General features: G+C 73.0%; 15 protein-coding genes. 3 read left to right on the forward strand and 12 right to left on the reverse strand.

Annotated elements, in window-relative coordinates:
* Positions 1-106 precede the first annotated feature (106 nt).
* From ACIQWR_RS39165 to infC, 5 genes are all read right to left on the reverse strand, one after another.
* Complete coding sequence (locus ACIQWR_RS39165; protein ID WP_404020223.1) at positions 107-1,312, reverse strand: ATP-binding protein; 1,206 nt, start codon at positions 1,310-1,312, stop codon at positions 107-109.
* Between the two features lie 63 nt (positions 1,313-1,375).
* A complete protein-coding gene (locus ACIQWR_RS39170) occupies positions 1,376-2,239 on the reverse strand; it encodes a TrmH family RNA methyltransferase (RefSeq protein ID WP_404020226.1) in 864 nt (287 codons plus the stop codon).
* A gap of 171 nt (positions 2,240-2,410) precedes the next feature.
* Complete coding sequence (rplT, locus tag ACIQWR_RS39175) at positions 2,411-2,797, reverse strand: 50S ribosomal protein L20 (protein ID WP_330329547.1); 387 nt, start codon at positions 2,795-2,797, stop codon at positions 2,411-2,413.
* 103 nt (positions 2,798-2,900) lie between these two features.
* Positions 2,901-3,095 carry a 50S ribosomal protein L35 gene (gene rpmI, locus ACIQWR_RS39180; RefSeq protein ID WP_351053231.1) on the reverse strand — a complete coding sequence of 65 codons (195 nt, stop codon included), beginning with the start codon at positions 3,093-3,095 and terminating at the stop codon, positions 2,901-2,903.
* 104 nt (positions 3,096-3,199) lie between these two features.
* The gene (gene infC, locus ACIQWR_RS39185; RefSeq protein WP_404020230.1) at positions 3,200-3,955 is read right to left on the reverse strand and encodes a translation initiation factor IF-3; all 756 of its coding nucleotides are present in this window, start codon (positions 3,953-3,955) and stop codon (positions 3,200-3,202) included.
* Between the two features lie 404 nt (positions 3,956-4,359).
* On the opposite strand from infC, the gene ACIQWR_RS39190 reads away from it, so the two are divergent.
* Positions 4,360-4,737, forward strand: a complete 378-nt coding sequence (locus ACIQWR_RS39190) for a DUF1844 domain-containing protein (protein WP_354382649.1) — start codon at positions 4,360-4,362, stop codon at positions 4,735-4,737.
* A gap of 115 nt (positions 4,738-4,852) precedes the next feature.
* Here the strand turns inward: ACIQWR_RS39190 and ACIQWR_RS39195 are convergent, their stop codons facing one another.
* The 3 genes from ACIQWR_RS39195 to ACIQWR_RS39205 are packed head-to-tail and all read right to left on the reverse strand — an operon-like array spanning position 4,853 to position 7,698.
* A complete protein-coding gene (locus tag ACIQWR_RS39195) occupies positions 4,853-5,593 on the reverse strand; it encodes an SseB family protein (RefSeq protein WP_404020234.1) in 741 nt (246 codons plus the stop codon).
* 12 nt (positions 5,594-5,605) lie between these two features.
* Positions 5,606-6,817: a type VII secretion-associated serine protease mycosin gene (mycP, locus tag ACIQWR_RS39200; RefSeq protein ID WP_404020237.1), complete on the reverse strand. Its 1,212-nt coding sequence runs from the start codon at positions 6,815-6,817 to the stop codon at positions 5,606-5,608.
* A complete protein-coding gene (locus ACIQWR_RS39205) occupies positions 6,814-7,698 on the reverse strand; it encodes a hypothetical protein (protein ID WP_404020240.1) in 885 nt (294 codons plus the stop codon). The genes mycP and ACIQWR_RS39205 overlap by 4 nt, the downstream gene beginning before the upstream one ends.
* Before the next feature lie 351 nt (positions 7,699-8,049).
* On the opposite strand from ACIQWR_RS39205, the gene ACIQWR_RS39210 reads away from it, so the two are divergent.
* Entirely contained in the window at positions 8,050-9,252 is a 1,203-nt protein-coding gene (locus ACIQWR_RS39210) for an amino acid deaminase/aldolase (protein ID WP_404020243.1), read from the forward strand.
* A gap of 20 nt (positions 9,253-9,272) precedes the next feature.
* Here the strand turns inward: ACIQWR_RS39210 and ACIQWR_RS39215 are convergent, their stop codons facing one another.
* The 4 genes from ACIQWR_RS39215 to ACIQWR_RS39230 form a co-directional block, all read right to left on the reverse strand.
* The gene (locus tag ACIQWR_RS39215; protein ID WP_404020246.1) at positions 9,273-10,577 is read right to left on the reverse strand and encodes a haloacid dehalogenase-like hydrolase; all 1,305 of its coding nucleotides are present in this window, start codon (positions 10,575-10,577) and stop codon (positions 9,273-9,275) included.
* Between the two features lie 193 nt (positions 10,578-10,770).
* Positions 10,771-11,613, reverse strand: a complete 843-nt coding sequence (locus ACIQWR_RS39220; RefSeq protein WP_404020248.1) for a 3-oxoacyl-ACP reductase — start codon at positions 11,611-11,613, stop codon at positions 10,771-10,773.
* Between the two features lie 5 nt (positions 11,614-11,618).
* Complete coding sequence (locus tag ACIQWR_RS39225) at positions 11,619-12,986, reverse strand: aldehyde dehydrogenase family protein (protein ID WP_385783269.1); 1,368 nt, start codon at positions 12,984-12,986, stop codon at positions 11,619-11,621.
* 50 nt (positions 12,987-13,036) lie between these two features.
* Positions 13,037-14,419 (reverse strand): glutamine synthetase family protein, encoded by a 1,383-nt coding sequence (locus tag ACIQWR_RS39230; RefSeq protein WP_354382660.1) that lies wholly within the window; start codon positions 14,417-14,419, stop codon positions 13,037-13,039.
* 77 nt (positions 14,420-14,496) lie between these two features.
* Here ACIQWR_RS39230 and ACIQWR_RS39235 point away from each other — a divergent pair, with 77 nt between their 5' ends.
* Positions 14,497-15,255: a FadR/GntR family transcriptional regulator gene (locus ACIQWR_RS39235; RefSeq protein WP_404020252.1), complete on the forward strand. Its 759-nt coding sequence runs from the start codon at positions 14,497-14,499 to the stop codon at positions 15,253-15,255.
* Positions 15,256-15,323: the final 68 nt, after the last annotated feature.

Genomic DNA, 15,323 nt, shown 5'->3' on the forward strand with positions numbered 1-15,323 from the left:
ACGCAGGGCGCGCTCGGCACAAGGACACAAGGGTGCCAAAGGACGAGTCTAAAGGTCGCTGGGGGTGAAGGAGCCCGTGGGCCGCCTGGCGAGACGCTCCGCAGAGTTACTGCGTGAGGTACGCGGGCGCGGCCACGGGCAGGATAAATCGGAATTCGGCGCCGCCGCCGGGGCCGCGACCGACCGTGATGGTGCCGCCGTGGGCTTCCACGATGCCCTTGACGATGTACAGGCCCAGACCGGTGCCACCGCGCTTGCTGCCCCGCCAGAAGCGGGTGAAGACGCGGCGCATGGAGTCCTCGGGGATGCCGGGGCCTTCGTCGGTCACGGTGACGGCCGTACCCATCTCGTTGTCGTTCTTGGTCGCGGACGCACCGGCCGGAGCGGGTGCCACCTCGATGGTGACGGTTCCCTCACCGTGCCGCACCGCATTTTCGAGCAGGTTGCCGAGGATCTGGTCGATCTTGTCCGGGTCGGCCCACAGATCGGGCAGGGGGCTGGCGACCCGTACGAGGAAGCGGTCCGGTGCCTGGCCGTTCGCGGTGAGCGCCTGGACGTGGCGCGCCACGGCGGTGGCGATGTCCACGGGCTGGCGGCGCACCTCCAGGCGTCCCGAGTCGATCCGGGAGATGTCGAGCAGCTCGGCGATCAACCGGGTGACCCGGTTGGCGTCGGCGTCGACCGTCTCCAGCATGAGCCGCTTCTGGTCGTCGGTGAACCTCTCCCACTTCGCCAGCAGGGTCGCGGTGAACCCCTTGACCGAGGTGAGCGGGGAGCGCAGCTCGTGCGCGACGGTGGCGATCAGCTCGGCGTGGCTGCGTTCGGTGCGGCGCCGGGCCTCGGTGCCGCGCAGGCTCACCACGAGGTGGCTGAGCGGCCCCGTGGGGTGCGTACGGACGTAGCGGGCGCAGACCAGCACCTCGCGGCCGCCGGGCAGCAGCAGGTTGCGCTCGGGCTGGCCGCGCCGGGTGGCGAGGCCGCCGTAGGGGTCGGTCAGCGCCCACCAGCGGCGGCCTTCGAGGTCCTCCAGGGGCAGCGCCTGCTCGATCCGGTCGCCGAGGGCCTTGCCGGGGTCGACGGCGGTGATCCGCGCGGCGGCCCGGTTGAAGCAGATGATCCGGCCCGCGTGGTCGGCGACGACCAGCCCGTCGGGCAGGTCGTCGGGGTGCATGCCGAAGCCCGCTCCCAGCGCGTCGCCCGGTGCGGGTGCGCCGCCGTCCAGCGGGGCCGCGGCCACCGGCTCACCGGGCCCCGCGGACAGGGTCGCCCGCTGGGTGGCCTCCCGCGGGGAGCTGTTCGTACCGACGGTCATGTACCCGTACCCCACATCTCCGGTCGGGGTCGCCGCGACGGGCGCCCCCGGGGCGCCACATTACTAGCTGGGGGTCACGGAGCGGCACCCTCCGGGAGCCCGCTGTGCACGGGCGGAGGCATAGAGGCACACGGCGGCGGCCGTGGCGAGGTTGAGGCTCTCGGCCTTGCCGTGGATCGGCACGCGCACGACGGCGTCCGCGAGTGCGCGGGTCTCCTCCGGCAGCCCCCAGGCCTCGTTGCCGAACACCCACGCCGAGGGGCCGCCCATGGTGCCCGCGTCCAGCTCGGCGTCGAGGTCGTCCTCGCCCGCGCCGTCGGCGGCCAGGATCCGCACGCCGGCCGCGCGCAGCCCCTCGACGGCCTGCTCGACGGGGACGCCCACGGCCACCGGCAGGTGGAAGAGGGAGCCCACGGAGGCCCGTACGGACTTGGGGTTGTAGAGGTCGACGGAGGCGTCCGTGAGGATCACCGCGTCCGCCCCAGCGGCGTCGGCGCAGCGCAGCACGGTGCCCGCGTTCCCGGGGTCGCGGACGTGCGCGAGGACGGCGACGAGCTTCGGGCCGGCCTCCAGGACGGACTCGAAGGAGGTGTCGAGGAAGTGGCAGACGCCGACCAGGCCCTGCGGGGTGACGGTCTGCGAGACCTCGGCGAGCACCTCGTCGCCGGCGTAGTGCACGCGCGCGCCGGCGGCCAGGGCCGCCTCGATGATGTCGGTGTAGCGCTCGGCGGCCTCGACGGTGGCGAACAGCTCGATCAGGGTCGCGCCCGCCGCGCCGCGGTGTTCGGCGGCCTCGCGGACGGCCTGCGGGCCCTCGGCGATGAAGCGCCGCTCCTTGGTACGGAAGTTCCGGCGCGCGAGCCGTCGGGCGGCGGCCACCCGGGGGGATCGCGGGGAGATCAGCTCGGCGGGGACGGGGGTGCCCATGGCGGTCGGCTCGCTTCCGTGCGTACTGCGGGTCGAAACGGATCGAAACAGCGCGGACCAGCGGAGAACCGCTGGTCAAACGCACCGGACCCGCAGGCACGAGGCCTGCGGGTCCGGGCTGTGGCCGCTGAGGGCCGGTGAGCCGGTGAGGGCTCGTGAAGGACGGACTGCTTAGGCAGCGGCCTTCGGGGCGTTGACGTCGGCCGGAAGCGCCTTCTGGGCGACCTCGACCAGCGCGGCGAACGCGTTGGCGTCGTTGACGGCCAGCTCGGCGAGGATCTTGCGGTCAACCTCGATGTTGGCGGCGTTCAGACCCTGGATGAGGCGGTTGTACGTCATGCCGTTCTGGCGGGCAGCGGCGTTGATGCGCTGGATCCAGAGCCGGCGGAAGTCGCCCTTGCGCTTCTTGCGGTCGTTGAAGTTGTAGACCAGGGAGTGGGTGACCTGCTCCTTGGCCTTGCGGTACAGGCGCGAACGCTGACCGCGGTAACCCTTGGCGGCCTCGAGGATCGCCCGACGCTTCTTGTGAGCGTTTACTGCCCGCTTGACGCGTGCCACTTTGTACTCCTTGTAACAGGGCCGTGGTTGTCTTCACACGGCCCGAATTCGATGGGGTCCCGGTCCTGACGTCCCGCCCCCACTGACGGGGAGCGGAGAGACGTCACTTGCCGAGAAGCTTCTTGATCTTCGCGGCGTCGCCGGGGGCCATCTCCGCGGTGCCGGTCAGGCGGCGGGTGACACGGGACGACTTGTGCTCGAGCAGGTGGCGCTTGCCGGCGCGCTCGCGGAGCACCTTGCCGGCACCGGTGATCTTGAAGCGCTTCTTGGAACCGCTGTGCGTCTTGTTCTTCGGCATAGCGCCGTTGTCTCCTCGTCGGTGGCGCTCCCACCGGTCCGGAAGAACCAGGCTGGCGGGAGCGTCAATAGTTTCGGTTGAGTCCGGGGCGGGCTGCTCCGGACTCAGGCCTCGGCAGGGGCCTCGGTGGAGGCGTCCTCGGCCGGAGCGGCCTCGGCTGCGGGGACCTCGGCTTCGGTGGCCTCGTCGGCGAGGACCTCGTCGACTCCGGCCTCGTCCTCGAGGAACTCGTCCTCGGAACCCTCGTCCGTGGCGGAAAGGCCCTGGCGCTCGGCCTTGCGGGCGGCCTGCGCCTCACGGGCCTCGGCCATCGCCTCGGTCTTCTTCTTGTGCGGACCGAGAACCATGATCATGTTTCGGCCGTCCTGCTTCGGGTTCGACTCGATGAACCCGAGGTCCTCGACGTCCGAAGCCAGACGCTGAAGCAGTCGGTAGCCCAGTTCCGGACGGGACTGCTCGCGACCACGGAACATGATCGTGATCTTGACCTTGTCGCCCTGCTTGAGGAACCGGACGACGTGACCCTTCTTGGTGTCATAGTCGTGCGGGTCGATCTTCGGCCGGAGCTTCATCTCCTTGATGACCGTGTGCGCCTGGTTCTTGCGCGCCTCACGGGCCTTCATGGCCGACTCGTACTTGAACTTGCCGTAGTCCATGAGCTTGCAGACCGGCGGCCTGGCGGACGCCGCTACCTCGACCAGGTCGAGGTCGTACTCCTGCGCGAGCTCAAGCGCCTTCGCGAGCGGCACGATGCCGACCTGCTCGCCGCTCGGACCGACAAGTCGTACCTCGGGAACGCGAATCCGGTCGTTGATGCGGGGCTCGGTGCTGATGGATCCTCCTCGGTTGCACCACCACACGGCCGCCTGGCAGACAGCCGCGTAACGTCTCTGACGCGAGACCAACCGATCCGGAACACGAAAAATGCCCCGGACGGGACACAGGCGGGGCTCCTTGGAAATACCGGAACACCACCGCATCACAACATCGCGGGGCGCAGCATCAGGCCGCTTTCCATCGTCCGTACGGAACGATGGATACTGCCTTGACCGGTGACCTGCCATCCCTGAGGACGACTAGGTGGGAGTACGGAGCCTCCACTTGTGGGCCGGACGCATGCGCATCCAGCCGGTCTGGTGACCCCAATATAGCAAGGGGTCTTCCCAGACGCTAACCCGGCCGGGAACCGGCCACCCACCGGGCCCGGCCCGACACCGCGGGGGCCCGGTCCCGACCCCCTCCGACACCGGCTTATCGTGAATGCATGACTGACGCGACGCCCCCCGAGACCACCGAAGCCGACCAGGCTCCCGACTACGACGCCATGACCCGCGACATCGCGGACGTGCCCGCGGTCGAGGTGATCACCACGGTGGCCGTGCACCTGCTGAGCGCCGCCGCGGTCAACCTCGGCCTGGACAAGCCCGACTCCGAGCACAAGGACCTCGACGAGGCCCGCAAGCTGATCACGGCCCTGGCCGGACTGGTCACCGCCAGCGCCACCGAGATCAGCTCCTTCCACGCGGCCCCGCTGCGCGACGGCCTGAAGTCGCTCCAGCTGGCCTTCCGCGAGGCCTCGCTGGTCCCGGACGAGCCGGGCCAGGGTCCGGGCGAGAAGTTCACGGGTCCGGTCTTCGGCTGATCCGTCCCGCACCACCCCGCTCGGCGACGGTCCTGGCGGGGTCCCCGGACCGGGGACCCCGCCAGGACCGTTTTCCGTCCCGGATCATCAGTGCCGGACCATCGGTCCCGGATCATCAGTCCCGGACGAAGAGGAGTTCTCCGGGAGCCGGCGCGTCCGCGGGGAGCAGGGCCAGGTCCAGTCCGCGCACCAGGCGGGCCCGCAGGGTCTCGTCGGCCGCCAGCGCCTCGGCGAGCTCCTGGGCGCTGCGCGCCGGGTCGGCGCCGTCGGCCAGCACCACGGCGAGGGTGCCGTCCGCGTCGGCGCCGCCCGGGCCGAGGTAGGACCGCACGACGCTCCGGGTCGCGACCACGGCCGCCCGTACGGCCCCGGTGACCGCCGGGTCGGCGAGCGGGTCGGCGTCGGTGCGGCCCTCGGCCGCCGCGAGCAGCGCCGGGCCGGTCAGCTGGTAGGGCACCGGGCCCGCGAGGTCCAGGACGAGGGTGTCGGCCTTCTCGTGCGCGAGCGCCGCCAGTGCCTGGTGCAGCGGGACGGCCACGGGCCGGGCCGCCGGGTCCCACAGGGCCAGCGAGGCGATCGAGGTGAAGGCGGGCAGCGCCCGCCGGTCGCCCGCCGTGAGGGTGGGGACGGCCATGTCGCTGGTCTTCTCGCGCTTCAGGCCCGTCTCGGGGTCGGTCTCGACCTCGCCGAGCACGGCGACGACCGGGACGAGGAGGCGCGCGTCCTTGAGGGCCGCCAGCACCTGTGGCTCCCGCGATCTGTCCTGGGCCCACGCGGCGAGGGCCGCGCTCAGCCGGGGATCGGCGGTGCCGTCGTCGTCGGAGAAACCGGGGTCTGGAATGTTCTTCTGGGCCACAGTTACCCGACCCTATATCGCGGTGCGGTGCTCTTCGTCCGGCCGGCGCCGCCGGACCAGTACGCCCGCCAGCACGAGCAGCGCCACCCCGGCGCCCGCCGCGACCGGCGCCGCGTACCGGCCGTGGCGCGCGGGGGGACGTACGGGCTCGGGTCCGGGGCCGAAGTAACGGCCGGTGGCCGGGACCGGGGTCGGCGCGATGGAGTCCGCCGTGAGCGCGTCGGCGGCCTGGAGGGCGGCGACCGGGTCGACCAGGCCGTGCCCGCGGGCGTCGTCGCGGCCGCCGCGCGGGGCGTCGGAGGCGGTGTCCTCCAGCAGCTTCTTGATCTGCGCGGGGGCCAGCTCCGGGTGGGCGGAGCGTACGAGCGCCACCACGCCCGAGACGGAGGCCGCGGCCGCGCTGGTGCCCCACCCCTCGTAGTAGCCGCGGTCCGGGTCGGCGATGACGATGTCGACCCCGGGGGCGCTGACGGTGGCGTACCAGTTGCGGGTGGAGAAGGGTGCCTTGGCGCCCTTGCGGTCCACGGCGGTGACGGCGATCACGCCGGGGTAGGCGGCCGGGTAGGAGGTGTGGTCCCCCTGTTCGCCGCCGTTGCCTGCCGAGGCGACCACGACCACGCCCTTGGCCAGGGCGTATTGGACGGCCTCGTCCTCGGCGGCCTCGTGGTGGGCGGACTGGCTGTCGTCGCCCAGGGACATGTTGATCACGTCGGCGCCGTGGTCGGCGGCCCAGCGGATCCCCTCGGCGAGGGCGCCGCCCTTGCTCTCGCGCGCCTTCGCCCGCCCCGGGTCGCCCTCCTCCAGGATCACCCGGACCGGCAGGATCTTGGCCTGCGGGGCGATGCCGAAGACGCCCTGCCGGCGGTCGGGGCCGTGGCCGTGCCCCGCGATCACCCCGGCCATGGCGGTGCCGTGCCGTGCCCAGGCGCGATCACCGCGGGAGGCGCCCATGCCGACGAGGTCGGTGCCTTCGAGGACCTGGCCGGCCAGGTCGGGGTGGGTCGCGTCGACGCCGGTGTCGAGCACCGCGACGGTGATCCCGTTGCCCTGCGTGGTGCCCCAGGCCTCCTCCGCGCGCAGGGCGGTGAGGTTCCACTGGCGGTCGCGGATGGCGTCGGCGGCGGCGGGCGGGGCGGCGAGGGCCGCGCAGGCGAGGGCGAGGGCCGCGCAGACCGCGGCGGAGCGGAGCGCGGGGTGGGGCGCGGGGTGGGGCCGGCGGGTCATCGGGACGGCTCCGGTTTCGCCGTGGGGGTGGGCGGGGCGGCCAGTGCGCGCAGGGCGCGCTCTATCCGGTCGGCGACCCCCTTGGCCTCGTAGCCGAGACCGGCCTGGGCGACGGCGCTGGTGTCGTCCTTCTTCACCGCGTCGGCGGCCGGGCGCGGCGTCGCGACCGGGCGGCCGTCCGCGAAGGCAGAGACGGCGTAGAGGACGACGGGCGCCTCGGGCAGGACCGACACCGTCCAGGCGCCGCGCCGCCCGTCGGCGAAGCCGTAGCCGGAGGGGACCGGCAGGCGCCCCTTGAGCGCCGTCATCGCGGGGCCGTCGGCCGTGGTGAAGACCATGCCGACGGAGATCAGGGCGCTGCGGGTGGCGTCGGTGTAGGTGGCGCGCAGCACGCGGGTGCAGCCGGTGGGCGCGAGCGGGGCCCGCCAGGCGGCGGGGAGCCCGGTGGCGCACTCCGCGTCGGGGGCGAGGGCGACCCGGGTCCAGGTCCGGTCGGAACCGCCGGGGCCGGCGCCGCGGCCGTCGAGGGTCGGCGGGAAGAGGGTGTCGATCGGGGTCTCGCGCCAGAGCGAGCCCGCCGTGCGGTAGGCGGCGGCGGGGGTGACGGGGCGCTGGCGCGCGTGGTGGTCGGACCAGACGCCGAAGGCGGCGCCGCCGATGAGGGCGAGGCCGGCGGCGGTGGCGATCGCGGCGGCCGCCCGGCGGGCCGATCCGGTGCGGGCCTGGGGGGCTTCACCCCCGGGTGCGGCCCAGGGGTCACCCGGGTCCGTGGGCGGGGTGGCCTGGTCGCCGGGCGCGGCCGGGCCGCGGTCAGTGGCCGGGGCGGATCGGTCGCCGGGGTCGCCCGGGTCCGTGGGCGGGGCGGTGTGTCGGTCAGACATGGTCATCCGGCGGCTCCGCCCCCGTTCCGTACCGTGCCGTGCCTGCGGGTGCCTGCCCGTACTCTACGACGCCCGCCCGGGCCCGCCCTCAATCGCCGGGCAGGCTGGAGGCGAACCCGCCCCGGCGGGCCGGCAGCCACCCCGCCTCCGGCGGGCCCGCACCCACCAAACCCCGGCGGGCCGGTACCCGCTTTGCCTCCGGCGGGCCCTCAAACGCCGGGCAGGCTGAATCTGCCCCCTCCGACCTCGTCGGCCCTGCCAGCGCCTTCCAGCCCCGCCGGCGATTGAGGCGGGCCCCCGCCCGGGGCGAAGGGCCTACCCACCGGTAGAGCGGCATGGCAAGCTGCGCCCATGACTTCCCCCGCCGCCGATCGGGCCCGTTACGATCGGGCCACCGCCCACCTCGACGCGCCGCTGGCCATCGTGGACCTCGACGCGTTCGACGCCAACGCCGACGACCTCGTGCGCCGGGCCGGCGGGAAGCCGATCCGGGTGGCGAGCAAGTCCGTCCGCTGCCGGACCCTGCTCGAACGGGTCCTGGCCCGGCCCGGGTTCGCCGGAATCATGTCCTACACCCTCGCGGAGTCCCTCTGGCTGGCCCGGTCCGGTTTCGAGGACGTCCTGCTCGCCTACCCCTCCGCCGACCGCACCGGCTTCGCCGAGCTCGCCTCGGACCCCAAGCTCGCCCGGGTCGTCACCGTGATGGTGGACGATCCGGCGCAGCTGGAGCTGATCGACCACGCCCGCGACGGCGGGGCCGAGGAGATCCGGGTCTGCCTCGAACTGGACACCGCGCTGCACCTGTTGGGCGGCCTCGTCCGGGTCGGCGCCCGCCGCTCCCCGCTGCGCGAGCCGGAGCAGCTCGCCGCACTGGCCCGCGCCGTCACCGCCCGGCCGGGCTTCCGGGTGGTCGGGCTGATGGGGTACGAGGGTCATGTGGCCGGCGTTGGCGACTCCCTGACGGGTCGTCCGCTGCGCTCCCGGGCGATCCGGCTGATGCAGGCCACGGCCCGCAAGGAGCTGGCGGTCCGGCGCGCACAGACGGTACGGGCAGTGCGTGAGGTCGTCGGGGAGCTGGAGTTCGTCAACGGCGGCGGCACCGGCAGTGTGCAGCAGACGGCGGCCGAGCACGCGGTCACCGAGATCGCGGCCGGGTCGGGCCTGTACGTGCCGCGCCTGTTCGACAACTACACGTCGTTCCGCGGGCGTCCGGCGGCCCTCTTCGCCCAGCCGGTCGTCCGGCGACCGGGCGTGGGCGTGATCACCGTGCTGGGCGGCGGCTATCCGGCCTCCGGCGCGGCGGGCGCCGACCGGCTGCCGCAGCCGTACCTCCCGCAGGGCCTGCGCTACGACCCGCAGGAGGGCGCCGGCGAGGTGCAGACCCCGCTGCTCGGCTCGCCCGCGGACGACCTGCGGATCGGCGACCGGGTGTGGTTCCGGCACGCGAAGGCCGGGGAGCTGTGCGAGCGCTTCGACGCGCTGCACCTGGTCGAGGGCGACCGGGTGACGGCCACCGCCCCGACGTACCGGGGCGAGGGCCGCACCTTCCTCTGACCGACCGCGGAAGAGACGGCCTAGAAGACGGAGTCCGTCTGGTCCGGGACGACGCTGGCGTCACCGCGCAGCACCGGGCCGGGCGTTCCGTCGTGCCCGGTGAAGCCCGTGGTCGCGCAGGGGTAGGGCGCGGCCTTCTGCTTCTTCGGCTCGATGAACATCGGGTTGACGATCCAGCGGCCGTCGCTGTTGTCGTACGCCCGGCACATCAGCTCGTTCTTGTTGCGGTTCAGGACGAGGCGCAGGGCCGTCGCGTCGCGCAGGAACGAGACGTCGGTGTCGGAGTCGCCGGCCGCGAAGACCTGGCGGCGGCCGGCGGGCTGCACCTTCTCGGCGGCGGCGCCGCGCACGCCGAAGACCTCCTTGTTGATCCAGCAGCGCTTGCCGTCGACGTACGTGATCATCGTGTCGGCGCCGTCGCGCACCGAGCCGCAGCCTTGGAGGTGCGGGGTGTTGGTGCCGTCGTACGCGGTGGTGTTGCGGATGCCGATGACGTGGTCGGCGGCCACGCCGACGCCCGTGGCCCAGACCTCGACCACCGGCTGCGGCGAGGCCGAGCTGATCCACACGTCGAAGCCGGCCTTCCGCAGGCCGCCGATCAGGTCCTTCTGCTGGTCGTAGTAGCGCACCCAGCCGGTGACGGTGGAGCTGCCGACCCGCTGGGTGGCGCCGACGGGGGCGGCGAGGTTCTCGGTGCGGGCGGCGGCGGCGAAGGAGCGGACCTCGCGGGCGGTGTAGCCCTGGGTCAGCTGGGGCAGCCAGGCGTAGGCGGGTTCGATGGTCCGGCGGTCCCAGCCGGCGAAGGCGGCGGCGCCCGCCTTGGTCGCGGCGGTGCCGTAGACGGCGTTGATCTCGTCGGCGCAGCGCGTGCCCTCGGGGGTGCCGTTGCCGGTGGGCAGCGGGGCGCCGGGCCGGGCGAGGGCGCCGCAGGCGTCGGCGAGGGCCTTGGTGGCGGCCGGGGTGAGGTAGCGGCTGGTGGTGCTCCAGTCGCCGCGCGCGGGCTGACGGATCTTGCCGCCCCGCAGCAGCCAGAACATGGTGGCGTCGCCGACGTCGTTCTTGACGACCGTGTTGTCCCAGTCGAAGACGGCCACGGGCTTGTCGTGGCCGGGCCGGTGGGTGGCGCAGCGGCCGTACTGGTCGATCAGCTGCTGGAGGCGGGCCCGGTTGTCGCCGTACCAACCGGCGCCGACCTGCGGGGTGGTGCAGTGGGCGCCGGGCCGGGCCGCCTGGGCGGCGGGGGCGGCGGCCACGAGGGCGCCTGCGGCAATCGCGAGGGCGGCGCCGGCGGCCTGGAGCCGTCGGGCGGTGCTGGGTTGGGTCACTGGGGTGAACGCTCCTGAATTCCTACGAAGATCGTCGCGGACGATGGAGCACGACAGCCGGGCGTCGTGCGACGCCCGGCTGTCGGGAGGGTGCGGTGCGGTGCGGTGCCGTGCCGTGCCGTGCCGCACGGTCCGGTCCGGTGCGGTGCGGGTGAACGCCCGGGGCGGTGACGTCCCCGGGCGCGGCCCGGGGCTACAGGGGGGTGACGTACGCGCCCGCGATGCCGCCGTCGACCAGGAAGTCGGTGGCGTTGATGAAGGAGGAGTCGTCGCTGGCGAGGAAGGCGACGGCGGCCGCGATCTCGGTGGGCTCGGCGAAGCGGCCGATCGGGATGTGCACCAGGCGGCGCGCGGCGCGCTCCGGGTCCTTGGCGAACAGCTCCTGGAGGAGCGGGGTGTTGACGGGTCCCGGGCACAGGGCGTTGACGCGGATGCCCTCACGGGCGAACTGGACGCCCAGCTCGCGGGACATGGCCAGGACGCCGCCCTTGGAGGCGGTGTAGGAGATCTGGGAGGTGGCGGCGCCCATGATCGCGACGAAGGAGGCGGTGTTGATGATGGAGCCGCGGCCCTGGCGCTGCATGTAGGGCAGGGCGGCCTTGCAGCACAGGTAGACGGAGGTGAGGTTGACGTCCTGGACCCGCTTCCACGCCTCCAGGCCGGTGGTGAGGATCGAGTCGTCGTCCGGCGGCGAGATGCCCGCGTTGTTGAAGGCGATGTCGACGGAGCCGTAGGTGTCGAAGGCGGTCTTGAAGAGCGCCTCGACCTCCTCGGGGCTGGTGACGTCGACCTTCACGAAGGTGCCGCCGACCTCTTCGGCGGCGGCCTTGCCGGCCGTCTCGTCGATGTCGCCGCAGACGACGTTGGCGCCCTCGGAGGCGAGGCGGCGGGCGGTGGCGAGGCCGATGCCGCTGCCGGCTCCGGTGATGACGGCGGTGCGGCCGACCAGGCGGCGGCAGACGATCTCTTCGGTGCTCTGGCCGGTGCTCTGGCCGGTGTTCTGGCCGGTGTTCTGGCCGGTGTTCTGGGCGGTCATGTGGCTCAGGCCTCCGTGCTGATGAAGACGTTCTTGGTCTCGGTGAATGCGGTGAGGGCGTCGGGTCCCAGTTCGCGGCCGAGGCCGGACTGCTTGTACCCGCCGAAGGGGGTCCAGTAGCGGACGCTGCTGTGGGAGTTGACGGAGAGGTTGCCCGCGGCGACGGCGCGCGAGACGCGCAGGGCGCGGCCCACGTCGCGGGTCCAGAGCGAGCCGGAGAGCCCGTACTCGGTGGCGTTGGCCAGCCGGACGGCGTCCTCCTCGTCCTCGAAGGGCAGGACGACGGCGACCGGCCCGAAGACCTCCTCGGCGGCGACGGGGGCGGTGGGGTCGGCCCCGGTGACGAGGGTGGGCGGGTACCAGAAGCCGGGTCCTTCGGGGGCGGTGCCGCGGACCGCGGTGAGGTCGTCGGTGACGTAGGACCGTACGCGTTCCAGCTGGGCCCGCGAGATCAGCGGACCCATCTGGGTCTTCTCGTCGGCCGGGTCGCCGACGACCACGCCCTCGATCCCGGGGGTGATCAGGTCGAGGAAGCGGTCGTACACGGAGCGCTGGACCAGGATGCGGGTGCGGGCGCAGCAGTCCTGGCCGGTGTTGTCGAGGAAGGCCATCGGGGCCGCGGCCGCGGCGGCTTCGAGGTCGGCGTCGGCGAAGACGATGTTGGGGCTCTTGCCGCCGAGTTCGAGGGTGACCCGCTTCACCCGCTCGGCGCACTTGGCCATGATCTGCTTGCCGACCCCGGTGGATCCGGTGAAGACGATCTTCGCGACTCCGGGGTGTTCGACGAGGGCGTTGCCCGCGACCGGTCCGCGACCGGGCAGCACCTGGAAGAGGTGCTCGGGCAGACCCGCTTCCAGGGCGAGGGAGGCCAGCCGCAGCGCGGTGAGGGGGGTGGTCTCGGCGGGCTTGAGGATGACGGCGTTGCCCGCGGCGAGGGCGGGCGCCAGGCCCCAGGCGGCGATCGGCATGGGGAAGTTCCAGGGGGCGATCACGCCGATGACGCCGAGCGGTTCGAGGAAGGTGACGTCGAGCCCGCCGGCCACCGGGATCTGCCGGCCCGCGAGCCGTTCCACTCCCCCGGCGGCGAATTCGAGGAGGTCGCGCACGTTGCCCGCTTCCCAGCGGGCGTTGCCGATGGTGTGGCCGGCCTCGCGCACCTCCAGCCAGGCCAGCTCCTCGCGGTGCTCGTCCACCGCGGCGGCGAAGCGGCGCAGCAGCCGGGCCCGGTCGGCGGGTGCGGCGGCGGCCCAGCCGCGCTGGGCCGCGGCGGCCCGTACGACGGCGGCGTCGACATCGTCCCGTGTGGCGGCCGGGACGGTGGCGACCACCTCCTCGGTGGCCGGGTTCAGTACGTCCAGCGCATCGGATGACACGTGGTGCCTCTCGGTCGGTGCAGTCGGTGGCGATCGGTGGCGGTCGGGCGTTACAGGCGTTCGAAGGAGCGGCGCAGCTCCCAGTCGGTCACGGCGGAGTCGTAGGCGTCGAGTTCGACCCGGGCCATGTTCCGGTAGTGGGCGACGACTTCGGGGCCGAAGGCGGCCTTGGCGATCTCGCTGTTCTCCCACAGCTCGGCCGCCTCGCGCAGCGTGGTGGGGACGTGCGCGTAGTCGCCGGTGTAGGCGTTGCCCGCGCAGGCCTCGGGCAGTTCCAGCCGGTTCTCGATGCCGTAGAGACCGGCCGCGACCAGGCCCGCCACGGCCAGGTACTGGTTGACGTCGCCGCCCGGGAGGCGGTTCTCGAAGCGCATGGAGCGGCCGTGACCGACCACTCGCAGGGCGCAGGTCCGGTTGTCCACGCCCCAGGCGACGGCGGTCGGCGCGAAGGATCCCGGCCGGAAACGCTTGTACGAGTTGATGTTGGGGGCGTAGAGAAGGGAGAAGTCGCGCAGCGCGGCCAGCTGGCCGGCCAGGAAGTGACGCATCACCGGTGACATACCGCCGTGTGCGCCGCCCTCCTCGCCCGCTTCGCCCGCCATCACGTTGCGCCCGTCGGCGTCGTTGAGCGAGAGGTGGATGTGACAGGAGTTGCCCTCGCGCTCGTCGTACTTGGCCATGAAGGTGAGCGAGACGCCTTCCTGGGAGGCGATCTCCTTCGCCCCGGTCTTGTAGACCGCGTGCTGGTCGCAGGTGACCACGGCCTCGTCGTAGCGGAAGGCGATCTCGTGCTGCCCCAGGTTGCACTCGCCCTTGGCCGATTCGACGACCAGGCCCGCGGCCTGCATCTCGTTGCGGATGCGGCGCAGCAGCGGCTCGATCCGGCCGGTGCCGAGGACGGAGTAGTCGATGTTGTACTGGTTGGCCGGGGTCAGGCCGCGGTAGTTGGCGTCCCAGGCCTGCTCGTAGGTGTCCTGGAAGACCATGAACTCCAGCTCGGTGCCCACCATCGCGGTGTACCCGAGCCCGGCGAGGCGTTCCAGCTGGCGCCGCAGGATCTGGCGGGGCGCGGCGACGACGGGCGAGCCGTCGTTCCAGGCGAGGTCCGCGAGGACCAGCGCGCTGCCCGGGTTCCAGGGGATGCGGCGCAGGGTGGACAGGTCGGGGTGCATGGCGAAGTCGCCGTAGCCCCGGTCCCAGGAGGACATCTCGTAGCCGTCGACCGTGTTCATGTCGGTGTCGACGGCGAGCAGGTAGTTGCAGCCCTCGGTGCCGTGGGACATGACCTCGTCGAGGAAGAACTGCGCGGCGAACCGCTTGCCCTGGAGTCGCCCCTGCATATCGGGGAAGGCCAGGACCACTGTGTCGATCTCGCCGTCGGCGACGAGGGAGCGGAGCTCCTCGGGCGCGAGCGGCGGCATGCGGTCTACCACGGGAATCTCTCCTTCGGTGAGCCGAGGAGGCCTAAGGTATTGAACAGAACCATTGCTTGGGAAGGGGAGGGGCCGATATGACGAACAACGCGGCGGGCGGCGCGGGCGACGGTGGCGCGATCGCGCGGCTGAATCCCGTGCTGCGCCAGGTGCGGGCGGGCAACGGTTTCGAGGAGGCCCTGGAGCAGATCCTCCAGGTGGTCCGCCTCGGTCTGGTCCCGGGCGGCGAACGGTTGCCGCCGGAGCGCGAGTTGGCCGAGCGGATGGGGATCAGCCGGGTCACCCTGCGCGAGGTGCTGAAGGTCCTCCAGGACCAGGGCCTGGTCGAGGCGCGGCGCGGGCGGTACGGCGGCACCTTCGTGCTCCACCGCCCCGACACCCCCGTCGGCGGCACCGAGGAGGAACTGCGCCGGCGCGTCGCGGGCGTGGACATCGAGGACGCGCTGCGCTTCCGCGAGGTGCTGGAGACCGGCGCGGCGGGGCTGTGCGCCGCGCAGGGGCTGGACGAGATACGGGCGGACCGGCTGCGCGGGGCGCTCGCCGCGACCCACGACGCCCCGCTCGCGGACTATCGGCGCCAGGACACCCTCTTCCACCTCACCCTGTGCGAGCTGGCCGGCTCCGCCACCCTGACGGCCCAGTACGCGGCCGTCCGGGCCACCGTCAACGACCTGTTGGACTGCATCCCGCTGCTGGTCCGCAATCTGGAGCACTCGCAGCAGCAGCACACCGCACTGGTGGAGTCGGTCCTGGAGGGGGACGCGGAGGCGGCGCGCGAGGTGATGCGGGAGCACTGCGGGGGGACGGCGGCGCTGCTGCGCGGGTTCCTGGCGTGAGCGGGCGGGCCGTATCCGGGCGCCGGGAGGTTTTCGTAACCACCGTTTAACGCAGGGGTCTTGCGCCC

It is taken from the genome of Streptomyces sp. NPDC098789, assembly GCF_044759975.1.
In the GTDB taxonomy this organism is placed as follows: domain Bacteria; phylum Actinomycetota; class Actinomycetes; order Streptomycetales; family Streptomycetaceae; genus Streptomyces.